The 19,028-nt window shown below is 44.5% G+C and carries 19 protein-coding genes; 3 read left to right on the top strand and 16 right to left on the bottom strand.

What is annotated here, in order from left to right; all coding sequences use genetic code 11:
- Window positions 1–54 precede the first annotated feature (54 nt).
- Window positions 55–264, bottom strand: a complete 210-nt coding sequence (locus FLAVO9R_RS09440; protein ID WP_159530751.1) for a hypothetical protein — start codon at window positions 262–264, stop codon at window positions 55–57.
- Window positions 265–324: 60 nt separating this feature from the next.
- Between FLAVO9R_RS09440 and FLAVO9R_RS09435 the strand changes: the two genes are divergently transcribed.
- Both FLAVO9R_RS09435 and FLAVO9R_RS09430 read left to right on the top strand, forming a co-directional pair.
- Complete coding sequence (locus FLAVO9R_RS09435; protein WP_159530749.1) at window positions 325–942, top strand: HvfX family Cu-binding RiPP maturation protein; 618 nt, start codon at window positions 325–327, stop codon at window positions 940–942.
- A gap of 91 nt (window positions 943–1,033) precedes the next feature.
- On the top strand, window positions 1,034–1,585 hold the full coding sequence (locus FLAVO9R_RS09430; RefSeq protein WP_159530747.1) for an NAD(P)H nitroreductase: 552 nt from the start codon (window positions 1,034–1,036) through the stop codon (window positions 1,583–1,585).
- A 129-nt stretch (window positions 1,586–1,714) separates the two neighbouring features.
- On the opposite strand, the gene FLAVO9R_RS09425 is transcribed toward FLAVO9R_RS09430, so the two are convergent.
- Window positions 1,715–2,557, bottom strand: coding sequence for a DUF2797 domain-containing protein (locus FLAVO9R_RS09425; RefSeq protein WP_159530745.1), 843 nt, complete (start codon window positions 2,555–2,557; stop codon window positions 1,715–1,717).
- 9 nt (window positions 2,558–2,566) lie between these two features.
- The gene (gene ansA / locus FLAVO9R_RS09420; RefSeq protein ID WP_159530743.1) at window positions 2,567–3,574 is read right to left on the bottom strand and encodes an asparaginase; all 1,008 of its coding nucleotides are present in this window, start codon (window positions 3,572–3,574) and stop codon (window positions 2,567–2,569) included.
- A gap of 164 nt (window positions 3,575–3,738) precedes the next feature.
- Here ansA and FLAVO9R_RS09415 point away from each other — a divergent pair, with 164 nt between their 5' ends.
- Window positions 3,739–5,619 carry a DUF885 domain-containing protein gene (locus tag FLAVO9R_RS09415; RefSeq protein WP_159530741.1) on the top strand — a complete coding sequence of 627 codons (1,881 nt, stop codon included), beginning with the start codon at window positions 3,739–3,741 and terminating at the stop codon, window positions 5,617–5,619.
- A gap of 68 nt (window positions 5,620–5,687) precedes the next feature.
- On the opposite strand, the gene lipA is transcribed toward FLAVO9R_RS09415, so the two are convergent.
- The 13 genes from lipA to leuS all read right to left on the bottom strand — a co-directional run bounded on the left by lipA (window position 5,688) and on the right by leuS (window position 18,750).
- Window positions 5,688–6,650, bottom strand: coding sequence for a lipoyl synthase (gene lipA, locus FLAVO9R_RS09410; protein WP_013784376.1), 963 nt, complete (start codon window positions 6,648–6,650; stop codon window positions 5,688–5,690).
- Window positions 6,643–7,299 carry a lipoyl(octanoyl) transferase LipB gene (gene lipB, locus FLAVO9R_RS09405; protein ID WP_159530739.1) on the bottom strand — a complete coding sequence of 219 codons (657 nt, stop codon included), beginning with the start codon at window positions 7,297–7,299 and terminating at the stop codon, window positions 6,643–6,645. The genes lipA and lipB overlap by 8 nt, the downstream gene beginning before the upstream one ends.
- Window positions 7,300–7,563, bottom strand: coding sequence for a DUF493 family protein YbeD (gene ybeD, locus FLAVO9R_RS09400; protein ID WP_013784374.1), 264 nt, complete (start codon window positions 7,561–7,563; stop codon window positions 7,300–7,302).
- A 90-nt stretch (window positions 7,564–7,653) separates the two neighbouring features.
- Window positions 7,654–8,838 carry a D-alanyl-D-alanine carboxypeptidase family protein gene (locus FLAVO9R_RS09395; protein WP_201299255.1) on the bottom strand — a complete coding sequence of 395 codons (1,185 nt, stop codon included), beginning with the start codon at window positions 8,836–8,838 and terminating at the stop codon, window positions 7,654–7,656.
- A gap of 247 nt (window positions 8,839–9,085) precedes the next feature.
- Window positions 9,086–9,982, bottom strand: coding sequence for a septal ring lytic transglycosylase RlpA family protein (locus FLAVO9R_RS09390; protein WP_159530737.1), 897 nt, complete (start codon window positions 9,980–9,982; stop codon window positions 9,086–9,088).
- A 1-nt stretch (window position 9,983) separates the two neighbouring features.
- Entirely contained in the window at window positions 9,984–11,099 is a 1,116-nt protein-coding gene (gene rodA, locus FLAVO9R_RS09385) for a rod shape-determining protein RodA (RefSeq protein WP_159530735.1), read from the bottom strand.
- The gene (gene mrdA, locus FLAVO9R_RS09380) at window positions 11,096–12,988 is read right to left on the bottom strand and encodes a penicillin-binding protein 2 (RefSeq protein WP_159530733.1); all 1,893 of its coding nucleotides are present in this window, start codon (window positions 12,986–12,988) and stop codon (window positions 11,096–11,098) included. The genes rodA and mrdA overlap by 4 nt, the downstream gene beginning before the upstream one ends.
- A gap of 14 nt (window positions 12,989–13,002) precedes the next feature.
- Window positions 13,003–13,473 (bottom strand): 23S rRNA (pseudouridine(1915)-N(3))-methyltransferase RlmH, encoded by a 471-nt coding sequence (gene rlmH, locus FLAVO9R_RS09375; protein ID WP_013784369.1) that lies wholly within the window; start codon window positions 13,471–13,473, stop codon window positions 13,003–13,005.
- Window positions 13,474–13,551: 78 nt separating this feature from the next.
- Window positions 13,552–13,869: a ribosome silencing factor gene (gene rsfS, locus FLAVO9R_RS09370; RefSeq protein WP_159530731.1), complete on the bottom strand. Its 318-nt coding sequence runs from the start codon at window positions 13,867–13,869 to the stop codon at window positions 13,552–13,554.
- Window positions 13,870–13,877: 8 nt separating this feature from the next.
- The gene (gene nadD / locus FLAVO9R_RS09365) at window positions 13,878–14,588 is read right to left on the bottom strand and encodes a nicotinate (nicotinamide) nucleotide adenylyltransferase (RefSeq protein WP_159530729.1); all 711 of its coding nucleotides are present in this window, start codon (window positions 14,586–14,588) and stop codon (window positions 13,878–13,880) included.
- A gap of 4 nt (window positions 14,589–14,592) precedes the next feature.
- Window positions 14,593–15,621 (bottom strand): DNA polymerase III subunit delta, encoded by a 1,029-nt coding sequence (gene holA / locus FLAVO9R_RS09360; protein ID WP_159530727.1) that lies wholly within the window; start codon window positions 15,619–15,621, stop codon window positions 14,593–14,595.
- Between the two features lie 2 nt (window positions 15,622–15,623).
- Window positions 15,624–16,145 (bottom strand): LPS-assembly lipoprotein LptE, encoded by a 522-nt coding sequence (locus FLAVO9R_RS09355; protein WP_159530725.1) that lies wholly within the window; start codon window positions 16,143–16,145, stop codon window positions 15,624–15,626.
- Between the two features lies 1 nt (window position 16,146).
- Window positions 16,147–18,750, bottom strand: a complete 2,604-nt coding sequence (gene leuS, locus FLAVO9R_RS09350) for a leucine--tRNA ligase (protein WP_159530723.1) — start codon at window positions 18,748–18,750, stop codon at window positions 16,147–16,149.
- Window positions 18,751–19,028: the final 278 nt, after the last annotated feature.

The raw sequence follows: 19,028 nt of genomic DNA, 5'->3' as shown, positions 1-19,028 counted from the left end.
GAAACTAGATCGCTAACTTATTTGTAATTGTTTGTGATTGTACCGCAAAGTCACTCACTTATGGGCATTCTCGTCATCTGTTAGCCATTGCGCAATCACTTCAGCGATGTGCTTATGATCATTCGCGCTTAGTTGCATCATTAAGTCACCAGTGGACTTTTTATAGCCTACTTTTTTGTGGCCACGCACAAACAACCGCTTAAGCGGTGATGTTTTTTGCGTATCACGTGGTTGTTTTCTATTGTTAAGTGAAAGTTTATTCACTTCATCACGTTCCTATAACAATACGTTAAATACCAAACTTCATTAACAAGGCGCTTGATAATGATAAAGCAATTATACGCGAACCTCTTTAAAAAACTAAGTGTGGCAGATGGAATACCATTACTGTTGTTAAGGCTTTATTTGGCCCCTGTCATGATTCAAGCTGGTTGGAATAAGGCGAGCAGCTTTTCGTCCATTGTTGACTGGTTTGGTAATGAAGACTATGGATTGGGATTGCCATTTCCGCTCGTGCTTGCTTTTCTAGCCACTGCTGCTGAGTTAGTAGGCGGTATATTCTTATTACTCGGTTTACTTACTAGGTTAGTGTCTATTCCGTTGATGGTAACCATGTTAGTGGCCATATTCACCGTGCACATCGACAATGGTTGGTTAGCCATTGCCGATGCATCATCTTGGCTAGCCGATGGCACTATTTTGATGAACGACAGTGTCATGGCGGCTCCTGAGAAATTAAGTGCTGCTAAATCTTTACTGCAAACGTATGGCAACTACGATTGGCTTACTTCCAGTGGTAGTTTAGTCGTGCTAAATAATGGTATTGAATTCGGTGCTACCTATTTTGTGATGCTGCTGGTGCTATTTTTCTATGGGGGTGGTCGCTATGTAAGTATTGATTACTTCTTTCGCCCTAAGTTGCGAGATAACAACTTTCGGTAGCCTGCCCCTAAAATAGACCCGCTATGCTGGTCTTTTCTCATGATAGAACGTAGGATCTTCATAACGCTTTGTTCGATAATAGGATACTGAAATGGATGCACTTACGTTACTGCTTAACAGAAGCTCTCAACCTAGACTTACTGCGCCTGCTCCGTCAGGTGATGCGCTTGAAAACATTATGCAAGCTGCACTTCGTGCCCCTGATCATGCGTGTTTAACGCCGTGGCGTTTTATCGTTTGTGAAGGTAAAGGGCTAGATAAACTAGGCAGTTTATATGAGCAATCTGCTATCGATAACGATAAGACTGAAAAAGAAATTGAGCGGGCAGTGCAGTTACCTCATCGAGCACCTATGATTGTGGTGGCGATTGCTAAGCATGTTGAACATGAAAAAGTCCCCCGTGTAGAGCAAATTGCTTCTGCATCGTGTGGGGTGATGGCTATGCAAATGGCTGCAGTAGCGCAGGGGTTCAATGGCATGTGGCGAACAGGAAGTTATGCCCATTGCGATACGGTAAAGCGGGGTTTTGATTTAAACGATGATGACGAGATTGTTGGGTTTTTATATTTAGGTACGCCCGCTTTTGAACCTGCGGCGAAACCAGAACGTGATACTTCTGACTACTTTGAATATTGGCGCTAACTTTTAGCTTTAGGTGTTTAGCTTGTCTTTGCCATCTACAGCAGCAAGCAAATCCTGCAGATAAAATATAAGCGATTTTATCTGCAGGGAATGACTGGGAAGGGGCTATATTATATTTTGAGCCACATTTTATCTCACATTCAAATTTACATTGTATCCGGCGTATTTTCGGATATTGATAACACGGTCGCCATCAAGCATCCAATATTGCCCTTTAATTCCAGTGAGTACGCCTTCAAATTCTGGGGTTTTATCTAAGTTAATCGATTTAATTTTTTCAGGATAAGTATCGACAGGGTAGTGAATATCGTGTACTTCACCATCGGCCTCAGACACCGCTTGTAGCCCTTTTGTCTGCTGAATTTGTGCTAAGCCATCTGAAATTTTCGACAATATAGTGGCTTTTACCTCACGTAAATCAACCTTATCTGGGGCACTTTTGAGCATAGTGCGCCAATTGGTTTTATCGCCAATATGTTCTTTGCAAAGCATTTCTACTAGGCCGCTAGTGAGCCTGTCGGATACTCGTAACATGACCGTGGCTTGGGTAGCGCCTTGATCCATCCAACGCGACGATACTCCATCGGTAACGTGACGAGTGATCCCTACCTTTACATTGCCAGTGTTGGCCAAGTACACAAAGTGCTCGCTAAAGCAGTGTTCTTCGCCCCATTGCGGTTCTCGACATGTCCCTTCATGGTAGTGGCATTTTTCAGGTTTAATGATACAGCTATCGCACTGGGCTAACGAAATTAAACAAGGGTAGCAATAGCCTTGGCCAAAACTTTTCTTGGTCTTTCTATTACAATGTACGCAGTTGATGTCGCCCGTAAAATCGAGGGAAACCTGTTGTCCGATAACGGGGTTTATATCTACCTTATGTTCTCCAATAGGGAGCTGGTAGTTAACTGTGTTGTTGTCGTCAGCAAGTGTACGCATTTTTCTAAGCGCACCACTATAAGATGTGGTCATGGTGTATTCCTATTCGCTAAGCTCGCCGCAGAGGTTTTGAGTAAGCTTAGCTTTAATGGTTTCAAACGGCAGATTCTTACTTAATAAATAATGCAATTTTGCCAATGCTGCTTCGGGAGTCATATCGCTGCCAGATAACACGCCCACTTCCTGTAAACCATGCCCAGTGGCATACCCGCCCATGTTGACGCGACCGCGCATACACTGGGTGCAGTTAAGCACCGGTATTTGTCTGTCCCGTGCATATTCTAATTGGGCAATTAGGGCTGGGCTTTGCGGTGCATTACCTACGCCGTAGCTTAATAAAATGAGTGCATTTACAGGTTGTTGTAAGGTGTTTTTAAGCACTTCTGAGGAAATGCCAGGGTACAAACTCACCATACCAATGGGCTGGGCTTTTACGCTCGAAACCTTAAGGGATTTATCCGACTCAGTGGCAAGCTCACCCGCTTTAAGGCGGATGTTAATACCCGCTTCAAGAAGTGGTGGGAAGTTGGGGGAATCGAAGGCACTAAACCCATCAGCATCTACCTTACGACTGCGATTTCCCCGTAATAAGCGGTTATTAAAAAACAAACCGACTTCTGCAATGGGGAAATTAGCCGCAACGTAAAGCGCGTTTAACAGGTTAACTTGACCATCGGAACGCAATTCAGCAAGGGGAATTTGCGACCCAGTGACAATAACAGGCTTAGTTAAATCTTCCAGCATAAAGCTCAGTGCCGAGGCCGTATACGCCATGGTATCTGTACCGTGCAAGATGATGAACCCATCGTATTTATCGTAGTTTTCTGCGATGTCATCAGCAATGCGTTGCCAGTCAGAAGGGTTCATATCCGATGAATCAATCAGGTTATCGTACTCATGCAGAGTGAATAATGGCATTTCACTGCGATGAAACTCCGGCATGTCGTTCAATGTATCACCCAGGAAGCCTGCTGCTGGAATATAACCATGATCTGATGGCTTCATTCCGATGGTGCCGCCTGTGTAGGCAATATAGATATGTTTACGCATTGCGTAACCTCACTTCTTTTGTGGGTTTAGGCAGAATGACGGCATTCTAACAGCACATAACGTAAAGTCATCCTGTTCGCGCAAAAACCTTGTAATCAATAGGCGGTAACAGGCAATATTAGGCGGTAAATTAATAATAAATACACGACAGGTTATTTTTTATAATGAAAACAATGAAGATAAGTTTACTTAGTGCTGCCATAGTGAGTGGCTTAATTGCTGCACCCGCCTTAGGGCATCAGCAAGACAATACGGCGATTTCTACTCAATTACAGTCTACGGTTAGTGAAGCTAAAGACATCATAGAAGTGGATGCAAAGAAAACAGAGGCAGAAAAATTAGCTGCCTTAACGCTTAAATATTTCAACGAGTCGTTGGAACAAAACCCTGTAATGGCGACATTTTATGGTGTGAGCGATTATAACGATAAGTTTAACGAGCCTTTAAGCGAGGCGTTTATCGCTAAATCAAAGGCGCATGAGCAAACGTATTTAGAAGCCATAAATGCTATTGATGCGTCTAAACTTTCTGGACAAGACTGGATCAGTTACCATATTTTCAAAAGCGACAGAGAACACGGCATTGCGGGCTACCAGTTTGGTAGTCAATACATGCCAATTAATCAAATGTATGGCGTGCATACTTTTTTCCCAATGCTGGGTTCGGGCCAATCGGCGCAGCCCTTTGCTACGGTGAAAGACTACGAAAACTTTATTTCACGTACTAAAGGCTACGTAGCGTTTATCGATAGCGTAATCCTGTATATGAAAAAAGGCATTGAGGAAGGGGTGGTTTTACCGACTGCTATCACCGAAAAAATGGTACCACAGTTAAGTGCTCACGTTGTTAAAAAAGCCTCTGAGAGTGTGTTCTACGGACCAATAAAACAACTTGAGACAAATGAAGACATTAGCGACGATGAAAAAGCACGCTTAGCCGCAGCGTATGAGGGAATGATTACTGAAATGATTGTACCTTCGTATCAAAAGCTGCACGACTTCGTAGTAGAAGAATATTTGCCACACACTCGCGCTACCGTAGGGTACTCAGACTTACCGAACGGAAAGGCGTGGTACGAATACAAAATTAAAGACAACACTACCTTGCCGCTGAGTGCCGATGAAGTTCATGCGTTTGGGTTATCTGAAGTGTCGCGCATATTAGGTGAAATGAAATCGGTTAAAGAAACCGTGGGTTTTGAAGGAAACCTAGCGGCGTTCTTCGAGCACCTTCGTACTGACGATAAATTTTACTTTGAGTCTGATGAAGCCTTAATTAAAGCGTATACCGATGTGAAAACGGATATAGACGCCCGTTTACCCAAGCTTTTCAGTGTATTTCCGAAAGCCGATTATATTGTAAAAGCGGTAGAACCTTACCGTGAAGCGTCATCGGCAGCAGCTAGCTACATGTCTCCGGCACCAGATGGCAGCAGACCTGGCATTTTTTATATCAATACCCGTGACCTTAAAGCCCAGCCTAAATTCAGTTTGGAAACCTTAAGTATTCATGAGGCCGCGCCTGGTCACCATTTCCAAATTGCTATTCAGCAAGAGGTAGAAGGTTTACCCCTGTTTAGAAAATTCAATGGCTATACCGTTTTCAGTGAAGGCTGGGCCTTGTATGCGGAAAGCTTGGGAAAAGAGCTAGGCATGTTTACCGACCCTTACATGTGGTACGGACGATTAAATGACGAACAGCTTCGTGCGATGCGCCTCGTGGTTGATACGGGGCTGCATGCTAAGGGCTGGAGCCGCGAAAAGGCCATTGCATACATGCTTGAAAACTCTTCTATGGCTGAGTCTGATGCGGTTGCAGAAGTAGAACGTTACATTTCTATTCCTGGCCAAGCGTTAGCGTATAAAGTAGGTGAACGTCATATCAGACATTTGCGTAATCAAGCCACTGAAGCCTTAGGTGATGACTTCGATATTAAAGCGTTCCACAGCAATATACTGACCGATGGGGCAATGCCAATGCCTATTTTGAGTGACAAGATGTCGATGTGGATAGACGAAATAAAATCAAAAAGCCAAGGCGAGTAAGTTGATAACTGGCTGAGCAAAAAGAAAGGCAAATAAAAAAGCGGCTGTGAGAGCCGCTTTTTTTATACTTATTTTACTTCTTTACCCGCTGCCTGTTGGTCGGCATGGTAACTAGAGCGAACCATAGGGCCACTGGCTGCATGAGTGAAGCCAATGTCTTTAGCGTAAGCGCCTAGCGCATCAAACTCATCAGGGTGAACATAACGCTTAACAGGGAAGTGATGGCGACTTGGCTGTAAATATTGGCCTAGTGTCAACATATCCACGTCGTGAGCACGTAAATCACGAAGTACGCCTTCAATTTCAACGTTTTCTTCGCCCATGCCCATCATCAAGCCGGACTTGGTTTTAACATCTGGATGCTGCGCTTTAAATTTTTTGAGCAAGTCTAGCGACCACTGATAATTTGCACCAGGGCGACACTCGCGATACAAGCGAGGAATAGTTTCCAAGTTGTGATTAAACACATCAGGAACACCATTCTTGAAAATTTCTAATGCGCGATCCATGCGGCCACGGAAATCCGGTACCAGCACTTCAATAGTGGTAGTGGGGCTGTGTTCACGAATAGCGTTAATACAATCGACAAAGTGCTGTGCGCCGCCGTCACGTAAATCATCGCGGTCTACCGAAGTAATTACCACGTAACGCAGGTTCATTTCAGCAATAGTTTTCGCTAGTTTTTCTGGCTCTTCCGCACTTGGCGGTAGGGGCTTGCCGTGGGCAACATCACAGAACGGACAACGACGGGTGCAAATGTCACCCAGAATCATAAAGGTTGCCGTACCATGGTTGAAGCATTCAGCTAAGTTAGGGCAGCTGGCTTCTTCACACACAGAATGCAGTTTATTCTTTCTCAACGTCTTCTTGATGTGATCAATTTTATCGGTGCTACGTGGCAGCTTAATTTTGATCCACGAAGGCTTGCGCAGCATTTCTTCCTTTTCAGTAGGAATAATGGTGACAGGAATGTGTTTTACTTTTTCGTCGTCGCGGAGTTTAACTCCAGCTACAGGTCGTGCGTTACTCATCAAAACCTTCTTTATGTCGTTTTTCCGTAATGGAAAGCGCTTCAAGTAGTAAGTCGGTGAGAACTTCACCGGCAACACTTATCGAATCTGGGCCATTCAGACTGGCGGTATCAATCATTTCCATACCTGCATAACCGCATGGGTTGATGCGCTGAAACGGTGACAAGTCCATATTAACATTTAATGCCAAACCATGAAATGAGCAACCGTGACGAATTCTTAACCCCAGTGAGCAAATCTTTTTCTCATCTACGTAAACCCCTGGTGCATCGGGTTTAGGGTAGGCGGTAACACCGTATTTGGCCATTAAGCCTACCACAGCATCTTCCATCGCTGTCACCAAGTGACGTACACCTAACTTGCGTCTTCGAATATTGATAAGAAGGTAGATTACCTGCTGACCTGGACCGTGGTACGTTACCTGACCGCCTCTGTCGACTTGCACCACGGGAATGTCGCCAGGCATCAGGATATGTTCAGCTTTGCCTGCTTGGCCCTGTGTGAATACAGGATCGTGCTCAACCAGCCAAATTTCATCTTCAGTCGTATCGTTACGTTCATCCGTGAATGCTTTCATGGCAGCCCATGTTGGCTCGTAGCTTTGTCTGCCAAGTTGCCGAATAATGACAGAGTCGGTTAGGGTACTCACTTATAGCACGACTCTTACAAGTTCTAACTTAGCGAGTTCAGTGTAAATAGTTTCCATGTGCTCTTTACTGGTCACTCGTACACTTACTGATACAGAATGGTAATTACCTTTGCTGCTTGGCTTTACTGCTGGCGAATAATCACCTGGTGCATGCTGCTGTAAGCATTCAATTACGTGATTAGGTAAATCGTCATGGGCAATGCCCATTACTTTAAATGTTTGATTTGTTGGAAAATCTAGAAGTTCATCGAAACGGGTATCCATGCGATATCCTTTTTATACAGTCATTAAATACAAAAACGGCCCGATTATACCAATCAGGCCGCCCTTGAACTAGTGTAGCGATGCGTAATGTTACGCTTCGTCGAAACCCAGTTGCAGCATAATGTAATCTTTAATGCGGTTAAACATGCTGCCTTCTTTTACTTCTTGCAAAGTGACAAGGGGGTAGCTGGCCACATCTTCGCCTTCAAGTTGAAGGAAAAGTGTGCCTACAACTTGGCCTTTAGCCAGTGGCGCTTCTAGTTTTTTATCTAGTTCAAAATTGGCTTCCAAGTTAGCCGCTTGGCCGCGTGGAATGGTAATGGGGGTAGATTGGTTAATTCCAAGGTCTACGGTTTCTCTATCGCCCATATAAATGCGGTGTGCAACAAAACTGTCGCCAGCTTGGTATGGGGTTAGCGTTTCGTAAAAACGGAAACCATACTTAAGCAGCTTCTTGTTTTCAACCTTACGGGCTCTTTCACTGTCGGTACCCATGACCACAGAGATTAAGCGCATATCGCCTTGTGAGGCTGAAGTAATAAGGCTGTATCCAGCATCTGATGTATGACCGGTTTTAATGCCGTCAACGTTTAAGCTCTTGTCCCATAATAGGCTATTACGGTTATATTGTTTAATGCCGTTAAAGGTGAACTCTTTTTCGCTGTAAATTTTGTACATTGCTGGGGTTTCAGCAATAAGTGCACGAGACAACACAGCCATATCACGAGGGGTAGTGTAGTGATCTGGGTCGTGCAGGCCGTGGGCATTAACAAAGTTAGACGATGTCATACCAATGGCTTGTGCATGCGCATTCATCATGCTGGCAAAGGCCGCCTGTGAACCGGCAACGTGCTCTGCCATGGCAACGCAAGCATCGTTACCTGATTGCACGACAATACCGCGTAATAAATCGCTTACCGATACTTGCGTACCCACTTCGATAAACATCTTTGATGAATCTGGGAATTTCTTAGCCCATGCATTTTCAGAAATGGTCACTTCGTCAGAAAGACTAATGTTACCTGCTTGCAATTCTTTACCAATCACATAAATGGTCATGATTTTAGTCAAGCTGGCGGGTGCCAATTGCATGTCTGCGTTTTTCGACGCGATAACGTGTCCGGTTTCAAAGTCGGTTAAAAGAAAGCCTTCCGCCGCTACCGATGGAGCAGGTGGAGTAACCACTGCTGCATTCGCTGACAGTGCTAATACGCTGAAAAGCATAAAAGCGAAGGAGAGAAAAGACGGTTTAGCGCGTTGAATTATTCTGAGCATGATTTTATTTTCTTTGACCGTTTATTATCCGTTTATAACTGAACAGCAGGCATGCTACACAGTTAATACTACTACTTGATTTAGAATTCTAACGTAAGGCGCATAGTTCGACTAGGGTTAAACCAAAAAGTTTAGCTGTTAATGGAGATTAGGCTACGAAACAACGAAAAAGCACCATAAATGACAGATTTGAAACGCGTTTCGCCACATTGTTGCCATAGTTGTGGCGGTTTTTTAAACGGGGGGGTTATAAGGTTTGTTTTATCTTATAAGCTTGGGGGTAGCCGTTTTGTTTAAGTTGCTCTAACAATTCATGAGCTAGGGCTTCATCTTCAATAGGGCCAAGTTGAAGTTTGTACACGTTGCCTACTACTGGCATGTGTGTTGGCACCTGATAAAGTGCAGAAAGCACATTCGAAATAGACTCTGCTTTCTTCTGATTCGATAGCGCTGCCACTTGAATAAAGTAGCCGTCTAACGACATTGATGTTTGCTGAAGGTTATCGCTTTGTGCTGAGGCACTAGCCGCGACCTCAGATGATGAAGCTGAGGGAAGGGGGGCAATACCAATGTATTCATCGTAAGAAACGGTTGGATTTACACCAACTGTCACGTTATTTTCGGGGTCGAAGTGAATGACTTCAATTTTTACTTTTGCTGTACCTTTATTGTGATACCCCAGTTTTACCGCTGCAGCATAAGATAAATCGATGATACGATTATCGTGAAAAGGGCCACGATCATTCACTCGCACAATCGCTTGTTTGTCGTTGTCTAAGTTAGTTACGCGCACGTAAGAGGGGAGCGGTAAGGTTTTGTGGGCAGCCGACATGGCAAACATATTGTAGGTTTCACCGTTTGAGGTTAAATGGCCATGAAACTTCTGGCCATACCAACTGGCGTATCCCACTTCTTCAAATCCTTTACCTGATGTAAGTGGGGTATAATGTTTACCAAGCACTTTATAAGGGCGACTGTTAAACATTCTATATGCTTCATACTTGGGGACTGCATCCAAGGTTTCGGGCACTTTCGCCACATGATTTGGAGCAGTGTCTTGCTGCTGAGTATAGCGGCCACTCGGCGCTGACTTACACGCGGCGAGTATGAACGAAGCAAGCAGTATTAACAGTAGTGTGCGCATGTTATCGAGACATTAGTCGTTTTTGAGTGGCAATAGACATTAGCATGCCAAAGCCTGCCATTAATGTCACCATAGAAGTGCCGCCATAACTTACTAAAGGCAGTGGCACTCCCACAACAGGTAGTAATCCAGATACCATCCCCATGTTTACAAATACATAAACAAAGAAGGTTAAGGTAATGCTGCCTGCCAGTAATTTAGAGTAGGCGTCTTGAGCGCGACTGGCAATAATAAGCCCACGTAAAATAACGCAAAGGTAAATAATCAGCAGAACAATAACCCCTGTAAGGCCAAATTCTTCACTGAAAACCGAGAAAATAAAGTCGGTATGTCGTTCGGGTAAAAATTCTAATTGTGATTGGGTGCCCTGCAACCAGCCTTTTCCATCTACGCCACCTGAGCCTATGGCAATTTTCGACTGAATAATATGGTATCCTGAACCGAGTGGATCGCTCTCTGGGTTTAAAAACGTCAACACCCGTTGTTTTTGATATTCAGCCATTAAAAAGAACCACATAATGGGCGCGAAACCACCGAGCAACAGCGCAACAAAACCGATAAGCCGCCAACTCATACCGGCGAGGAATATCGCGAAGATCCCTGAGCTGGCAATAAGCAGCGATGTCCCTAAATCAGGTTGTTTAGCAATGAGTACCGTTGGGATAGCTACCATTAGAAAGCCAACCACAATATTCATGGTGCGAGGAGGCAGCGTGAACTGGCTAATATACCAGGCGACCATCATGGGCACGGCGAGTTTCATTAACTCTGAAGGCTGAAAACGTATGACTTTTAAATCGAGCCAGCGCTGCGCGCCTTTGCCCATGTCACCAAATAATAACACCGCGATAAGCATTAAGAGCCCCGCGATATAAGCGTAAGTCGACAGGCGGCGAAATGCGCCGGGGGGAATTTGCGCAATGCCAAACATAACTGCCACACTTAGTGCTAAGCGCGTAATTTGGCGTTCTACTTGGCCGCTGTCTTGTCCTGACGCGGAATACAGGGTTATCAGCCCCACTGACATAAGCACTAACAGGCTTAAAAACAGCCAACCATCAATATGAATACGTTGTAAAAAACTGGTTTTATTTGGGTTGAGCGTGTTCTTTTTCATTGTTCGTCAACCTTGCTAATCTCGGTGTCGAAAACCCGATCGCGAAAATAAAAGTCCATGATTTTCTTGGCCACAGGAGCGGCATTTTTACTGCCGCCACCGGCGTTCTCAAGTACAACTGTCACAGAAATTTCAGGGTTTTCAAAAGGTGCAAAGCCCACATACATGGCATTGTCGCGCAAACGCTCATCAATTTTTTCAGCATCGTATTTTTCATCTTGTCCCACGGAAAATAACTGTGCAGTCCCAGTTTTACCGGCAGATTGATAAGGGGCGTCTGCAAAGGTATGACGAGCACCACCTTCTTCACCATGCACCACATCGTGCATTGCATTAAGAACAATATCGACATTATGCTGATTTTTAATCTCAATAGGCCTAAGGGTTTTAAGTGGAATAATTTCTACCGAGCTGTCTTCATGCCTGAACCCGCGAATAATTTGCGGAATTATACGCTCACCACGATTAACCAAGGTGTTCACTGAATGCGATAATTGAATAGGGGTGGTAGACCAAAACCCTTGTCCAATACCAACAGGAATAGTGTCGCCGATATACCAAGGTTGGTTAAACCTCGCACGCTTCCAGCCTCTACTAGGCATATTTGCATCAGACTCTTCATATAAATCGATACCAGTAAAATCACCAAATCCGAATTCGTACATAGCTTCACTGATTTTATCTATACCCAGCTTATAAGCTAAGTCGTAGTAATAGATATCGCAGGATACCTCTATTGCTTTTGCAATATCTACTTCGCCGTGGCCCCATTTTCGCCAGTCTCGCCACGTGTGCGATACGTTGGGTAACTGATAGCGGCCATTATCTTGAATGGTATATTCTTCGGTGATTATCCCTTCCTCAAGCCCCACTAGACCAAGGTGCGGTTTAATAGTGGATGCTGGTGGGTATTGACCTTGTGTGGCGCGGTTTATTAGTGGGCGGTCTGGTGAATTTAGTAGGGCAGAATAGTTCTTTCTGCTAATACCGTGCACAAACAAGTTCGGGTCGTAACTTGGGTTTGAAAACAACGCCATTATCCCCCCCGTTTTTACATCACTTACAATCACTGCACCGCGTTGACCTTCCAGTGCTTGTTGGGTAGCAATTTGTAGCGAAAGATCGATGTTTAATACAATATCTTTACCAGGCACAGGTGGGTCGACGTTTAAGACACGGATTATACGGCCTTGGTTATTCACTTCCACTTGTTGGTAACCCACTGAACCGTGCAATAACTCTTCGTGGTATTTCTCTACGCCCAATTTGCCAATATCGTGGGTGGCAGCATAGTTATCTTCTTGCCCCGCTTCTACCAGCTTTTGAAGATCTTTTTTATTGATGCGTGCCACATAACCTAATACATGGGTGAGGGCTTCTTTGTATGGATAATGACGCGCTAGTCGCGCTTCAATTTGTACCCCAGGGTATAAATGTTTGCTGGCAGAAAACAGCGCAACATCTACTTCAGATAATTTAGTACGAAGGGCAATAGGTTTAAAACGACGTTGGCCCTTTAAGCTGCTATTAAAACTTTCACGTTCTTCGGGAGTGATGCCCATCAATTGGGTTAATCCGTCTAAGGTGGCGTCTAAATCGTTGGTTTGCTCAGGTGTGATCTCTAAGCTAAATACGGGGCGGTTTTCCGCAAGCAAAATGCCGTTTCTGTCGTAAATTAACCCGCGATTTGGCGCAACAGGTAACACCTTGATGCGATTTCCGTTTGAACGGGTTTGGTAAACGTCGTGTTGTTCAACCTGCAGGGAATAGAGGTTATTCAGCACCACGCCTAACATCATTACAACAATAATAAAGGCGATAGACGCACGTCTGGCAAATAAGTTTGCTTCAGCTGAGTGGTCTCGAATTGCTTGGCGCTTACGATGCATAAAAGGCTATTCTCTCACTCGCGATGATACGGGTGGTTCTGAGTAACAGACCAAGCGCGGTATAAGCTTTCAGAAAGAATAATCCTAACCAGAGGGTGAGGTAGGGTAAGTGCCGACAGTGACCATTTTTGCTCAGATACGGCAATACATTCAGGTGCTAAACCTTCAGGCCCACCAATCAAAAGGCTGACATCACGGCCATCCATTTTCCAATTATCTAACTGTTTGGCTAATGTGGGGGTGTCCCAAGGCTTACCAGTGACTTCTAATGTCACTACGCGGTTACCTTTAGGAATAGCAGCGAGCATTTGTTCGCCTTCTTTTTCTAAAATGCGTTTAATATCAGCATTTTTGCCGCGTTTACCAGCTGGAATTTCGGTGAAACTCACCGGTAAATCGGCGGGGAAACGGCGAAGGAATTCATCTACCCCAGTGGTGACCCAGGCGGGCATTTTTGTACCTACGGCGACAATTTGTATACGCACAGTGGGTAAATCCTTTAGAACATCAAACTACCAACAAAGTTGACCGCAGCCTTTTCTATAAGTCTGCGGTTAGCTTTGTTATGACCACAGCTTCTCTAACTGATAGAAATCGCGGGTTTCATCTTGCATTACGTGCAAAATAACGTCGCCAAAATCTACTAATACCCATTCGCCAGTTTCTTTACCTTCAACGCTTGTTGGTGCTTCGTCAGCGCTTTTAGCTTCCACTATTACATTTTCAGCAATAGCAACAACATGGCGCTTTGAGTTACCAGAGCAAATAATCATGGTGTCGGTAATGGTTGATTTGCCACGAACATCCAGTTCTATAATATCGCGGCCTTTCATGTCGTCTACTTTCTCTTTTACGAACTGCTTGAGTTGTTGACTCTCCAAGTGTTTCCTCACTTATTTGATAATTCTTGGTATAACCGATGTGTATGAATATAGTCTTCGACTGCCTTAGGCAGCCACTTTGCTATTAATGTCGTGGCTTGAAACTTTGCGTCATGCAATGCTGTTTCGTTCAAATATGTTTCCTGCAATGTCGATGATGCGTTCGTTTGAACGGCGCTGCGCAATTGCGTTGATGAAACAGGGTGTAATGGGGTATCTGCAAGAAATACTAAGCCATTAGGCTGAGTATGTAGTTGCAGAACGTCCTCTGTTTTGTTGGCTTTTAACCACTCAACCAAGTCATCAGGTGGTGTAAATGTGTCACTGTCGCGACGCATTACTACTAGATGACAGAAATCAAGCAAACGCTCCCACTCAAACCAAGACTTAAGATTATACAGGGAATCGGCCCCAATGAAAAAACAGATTGTCTTATTGTCTCTTTCTTTTAATGCCCGAAGGGTTTTTACCGTGTAAGAAGGTGAAGGTAGCGAGAGTTCGATAAGTTCGGGGTACAAGCGTTTATCTTGCTCACAACACAGTTTCACCATGTTGACCCGGTGTTCTTCGCTAACGGCCACCGATTTGTGCGGCGGTAATTTACAAGGCATTAAACCTAGGGTGTCGATATTAAGCGCACGCAATAAATGGAGTGCGGGCGATACATGACCTAAATGGGGCGGATTAAACGTACCCCCTAAAATGGCGCAAATAGCCAAGATGTTAGGCTTCCATCAAAGGAAGGTGAAAAATACCCATTGCCATAAACATCATGCATAAATGGCAAAGTTTCACGAAAGGGCGTGAAATAACGTTTTGTTTAAACGCTAAATCCGCTTGGGTGAGAGCATCCTGAATTTGCAGCAATTGTTCTATGCTAAGGCGATTTAACGCACTTTGATAGAAGCCTTGCCTGTTACGCCAAATACCAAACTTTTGCCATTGAATAGCTTCACCATTAGCGGCAGCACTTTTCAATATCCATAAGACTTCCCACTCACGAATGAGCGCCCAAATAATAATATTTGGCTCTAAACCTTCACTTTCTAAGCGGTAAAGCATTTTCACGCAGCGATTGGCGTCGCCGCTTAGCATGACATCCACTAACTGAAACACGTTGTAGCGAGATTGATCTACCATCGCCCGTTCTATTTGTGCTTCAGAGACTGACTGCTGGGGGTAAAGTAGGGCTAGCTTATCAATTTCTTGTTTTGCAGCCAGTAAATTACCTTCACAAAAATCGGCAATCATTTTCATTCCAGCTGCATTAATGGTTAGCTGATGATGTTTCACTTGATTGCTGATCCACGCACTGAGCTGTCTGCCCTCTAGGGGGTAACACAGAACAGAAACGCCCATGTCATCAAGTACTTTAAACCATTTTCCACGCTGTACGTCTTTGCCAATTTTCGGGCCGTGAATTAACAGTAAGGTGTCTTGGGTTAACCCTTTGGCGACTTCTTGCAGCATTTTGCTGCCTTCTGCGCCAGGCTTTCCGGTAGGAAGTTCTAACTCAATAAACTGTTGGTTCGAAAACAACGACATGCTTTGGGTTGCTTCAAGCAGCTGGTTCCATGAAAAGCCGGTGTCGGCCACAAGTACTGTGCGCTCATCAAAACCATTGGCTTTTGCAGTAGTGCGTATTTGCTCTATTACCTCAAATTTTTGCTGAGGCTCATCACCAAACACCAAGTAGCAGGATGCTAATCCTTTACTTATCTCATTGGAAAATTGGTTTGGGTAGAGTTGCATGCTTAATCAATCAGCTTAGCGGCAGAGGCTTGGCTTGAGAGCCTACGAATAATAATGTCCGCTGCCTCGGCACGCATTTCATCCAGTACTAGCTCAAGCTCTCTCGATTTAGCAAGTACCTGATCGGGATCATCTTGATAGTCACGCATTACATCAAAGGTAGCCATAATGGCTTCTTCTTCAGGGAATTGAACCCGATAACGCACGGTATAAATTAATTCGTATTCAGCAACTTGACCTGAAGCGTAAACCGAAAGCAGTCTACGCTCTAATTTTTCAGGCAATAGATACAAAGATACGCCGTCGGTAGACGACGTATTATCTTGCTGGTAAACGCCATTTAACCCGTACACGGTAAGTCGATTGTGAAGCGCTCTTGCAAGAGGTGCATGAGCGCGAGCACTGGTGATAAGCACTGATTTTACATTTTCAGGAAGGCTAGGGGCGCTTCTTAAATGAAATCCACAACCGCCAAGTGCAAAAAGTGCACTCAATACTACTGTGTAACGGAGTAAACGGCGCATATTAATTAGCCACTATGTTGACAAGTTTTCCTGGTACCACAATAACTTTACGTATTGTTTTACCTTCAATAAACGGCTGCACGTTATCTTGTGCTTTGGCCGCTTCTTCAATGGCCTCTTTGCTGGCATCAGCAGCCACGGTCATTTTAGCGCGAACTTTACCGTTAACTTGCACGATAATAAGCTTTTCGTCTTCAACCAAGGCTGCTTTATCGGCGATAGGCCAAGGGGCATGATCGATATCGCTTGTCTGCCCCAATACTTTCCACAATTCGTGAGAAATATGCGGTGTGATAGGGTTAAGTAGCAAGACAAGTGACTCTGCAGCTTCACGCATAATGGCAATATCTTGCGCATCTTCTTGTGGCGCTTTTTGAAGATGGTTCAATAACTCCATAATAGCGGCGATAGCGGTATTGAACGTTTGGCGACGACCTAAATCATCAGACACTTTTTCAATAGTCTTGTGGACTTCGCGGCGTAATGCTTGCTGATTTTTGTTCAGCGCTTTGGCATCAAGGGCAACGGGGGCACCTTTTTCAACGTGCTCGGTTACCAGCTTCCAAATACGACGTAAGAACCGGTTAGCACCTTCTACGCCCGAATCTACCCACTCTAGTGTTTGCTCAGGAGGCGCAGCGAACATAGTAAATAAACGCACCGTATCGGCACCATATAGGTCGATAACTTCTTGTGGGTCAATACCGTTGTTTTTCGATTTCGACATTTTTGTCATGCCGCCATGAATCACCGGTTCGCCATCGGCAGTAAGCCATGCCTTAACAATGCGGCCTTTTTCGTCTTTCTCGGTAGACACTTCCGTTGGTGAGTACCAAGTTTTCTTGCCCGCGTCATCTTCACGATAGTAAGAATCTGCTAGCACCATGCCTTGGCATAACAAACGTTTAAACGGTTCATCAGAATTTACCAAGCCTTCGTCACGCAATAGTTTGTGGAAGAAGCGAGAGTACAATAAATGCAAGATGGCATGCTCGATACCACCAATGTATTGATCGACAGGTAGCCAGTAATTAGATGACGTAGGGTCAAGCATAGCATCGTGATTGGTGGCGCTTGCGTAGCGAGCGTAATACCATGACGATTCCATAAAGGTATCAAAGGTATCTGTTTCACGCAGTGCAGGTTCACCGTTGTAGGTGGTTTTCGCCCATTCAGGATCTGCTTTAATCGGTGATGTTACCCCGTTCATTTCCACATCTTCAGGAAGTACTACAGGCAGTTCGCTTTCTGGTACAGGAACCGATTCACCATTTTCCAAGTTAAGCATTGGAATAGGTGAGCCCCAGTAACGCTGACGGCTTACGCCCCAATCTCGTAAACGGTAATTTACTTTGCGCTTACCAAAGCCGTTTTCTTCAAGTGCAGTTGCGATGTTATTAAATGCATCGTCAAACGCTAGGCCATCGAATTTTTCAGAGTTTATTAACGTGCCTTTTTCGGTATACGCAGAAGCCGTTAAATCACATTCTTCTTTTGCATCTTCATTTGGCGCGATAACTTGCTTAATGGTTAAGCCATATTTGGTTGCAAATTCCCAGTCGCGCTGGTCGTGACCCGGTACTGCCATTACTGCGCCTGAACCGTAATCCATCAATACAAAGTTCGCCACCCAAACAGGTAACAATTCACCGGTTAAAGGATGTACTGCGTGAATGCCCGTATCGCACCCTTTTTTCTCCATGGTAGCCAATTCTGCTTCGGCTACTTTGGTGTTTTTGCACTCATCAATAAAGGTGGCAAGTTCAGCATTCGATTTTGCTGCAAATTCAGCTAATGGGTGTTGTGCAGCAACTGCCACATAAGTCACACCATAAAATGTATCAGGGCGAGTGGTATAAACGGTTAAATCGTTTATGTCACTGCCGTTTTTACCTAAGTTAAAGGTAATGTCTACTCCTTCAGAGCGACCAATCCAGTTCGCCTGCATGGCGCGCACTTGATCAGGCCATTCGTCAAGCTGTTCTAAGTCAGCCAACAACTCTTCGGCATAGTCGGTAATTTTAATGAACCATTGTGGAATTTCTTTTTGTTCCACTAATGCGCCAGAGCGCCAACCGCGACCGTCAATAACTTGTTCGTTAGCCAAAACGGTTTGGTCTACCGGATCCCAGTTTACGGTTGAGTTCTTTTTATAAACCAAGCCTTTTTCGTAAAGACGAGTGAAGAACCATTGTTCCCAGCGGTAGTAGTCTGGCTTACAGGTTGTTACTTCGCGATCCCAGTCGTAACCAAAACCCAAAGAGCGAAGTTGAGTTTTCATGTAATCAATATTGGAGTAGGTCCAATTGGCAGGCGCGGTATTATTATTAATCGCGGCGTTTTCTGCTGGAAGACCGAAAGCATCCCAACCCATAGGTTGGAGAACGTTTTTACCCTGCATGCGCTGATAACGGCTAATAACATCACCAATGGTGTAGTTACGCACGTGACCCATATGCAAGCGACCACTTGGGTAAGGGAACATAGAGAGGCAGTAGAACTTCTCTTTTTCTACATCGTCATTTGCTTGAAATGAGTTGTTTTCTTCCCAGTATTGCTGAACACGTTGTTCTATATCTTTCGGGTTGTACTGATTTTCGGCCATGAAACTTAGGCTTCCGCATTATTAGAGTTAAAACGTTCATGAAACCTGCTCCCCCAAATTTCATCGTGGGGTGTGAGTCGTCGTTGGACAGAATCACAATATTGCAGGTTTAACTTGCATGTAGCCGCATAGAATAACCCAGCGCAACACTTAGCCTCAATAGCTAGTGCTAGGTTACCACGACTTTTTTGTGACTACTTGTTGAAAAAGTAAGCGTATTGGCAAAGGTTTCACTTGATAGCGGTTTCGTACATAAAAATTAATAGCCGCGATTGTTC

The sequence above is a fragment of the Alteromonas sp. 38 genome, assembly GCF_902506055.1.
Taxonomy (GTDB): domain Bacteria; phylum Pseudomonadota; class Gammaproteobacteria; order Enterobacterales; family Alteromonadaceae; genus Alteromonas; species Alteromonas lipotrueae.
The sequence above is the reverse complement of the archived record's forward strand: the minus strand, read 5'-3'. Positions and strand labels throughout refer to the sequence as shown.

Excerpts from the sequence above, each read along its gene's own strand:
- FLAVO9R_RS09435 (WP_159530749.1), top strand. The coding sequence starts at position 325 with ATGATAAAGCAATTATACGCGAACCTCTTTAAAAAACTAAGTGTGGCA.
- FLAVO9R_RS09430 (WP_159530747.1), top strand. The coding sequence starts at position 1,034 with ATGGATGCACTTACGTTACTGCTTAACAGAAGCTCTCAACCTAGACTT.
- FLAVO9R_RS09425 (WP_159530745.1), bottom strand. The coding sequence starts at position 2,557 with ATGACCACATCTTATAGTGGTGCGCTTAGAAAAATGCGTACACTTGCT.
- ansA (WP_159530743.1), bottom strand. The coding sequence starts at position 3,574 with ATGCGTAAACATATCTATATTGCCTACACAGGCGGCACCATCGGAATG.
- FLAVO9R_RS09415 (WP_159530741.1), top strand. The coding sequence starts at position 3,739 with ATGAAAACAATGAAGATAAGTTTACTTAGTGCTGCCATAGTGAGTGGC.
- lipA (WP_013784376.1), bottom strand. The coding sequence starts at position 6,650 with ATGAGTAACGCACGACCTGTAGCTGGAGTTAAACTCCGCGACGACGAA.
- ybeD (WP_013784374.1), bottom strand. The coding sequence starts at position 7,563 with ATGGATACCCGTTTCGATGAACTTCTAGATTTTCCAACAAATCAAACA.
- FLAVO9R_RS09395 (WP_201299255.1), bottom strand. The coding sequence starts at position 8,838 with ATGCTCAGAATAATTCAACGCGCTAAACCGTCTTTTCTCTCCTTCGCT.
- FLAVO9R_RS09390 (WP_159530737.1), bottom strand. The coding sequence starts at position 9,982 with ATGCGCACACTACTGTTAATACTGCTTGCTTCGTTCATACTCGCCGCG.
- rodA (WP_159530735.1), bottom strand. The coding sequence starts at position 11,099 with ATGAAAAAGAACACGCTCAACCCAAATAAAACCAGTTTTTTACAACGT.
- mrdA (WP_159530733.1), bottom strand. The coding sequence starts at position 12,988 with ATGCATCGTAAGCGCCAAGCAATTCGAGACCACTCAGCTGAAGCAAAC.
- holA (WP_159530727.1), bottom strand. The coding sequence starts at position 15,621 with ATGCAACTCTACCCAAACCAATTTTCCAATGAGATAAGTAAAGGATTA.
- FLAVO9R_RS09355 (WP_159530725.1), bottom strand. The coding sequence starts at position 16,145 with ATGCGCCGTTTACTCCGTTACACAGTAGTATTGAGTGCACTTTTTGCA.
- leuS (WP_159530723.1), bottom strand. The coding sequence starts at position 18,750 with ATGGCCGAAAATCAGTACAACCCGAAAGATATAGAACAACGTGTTCAG.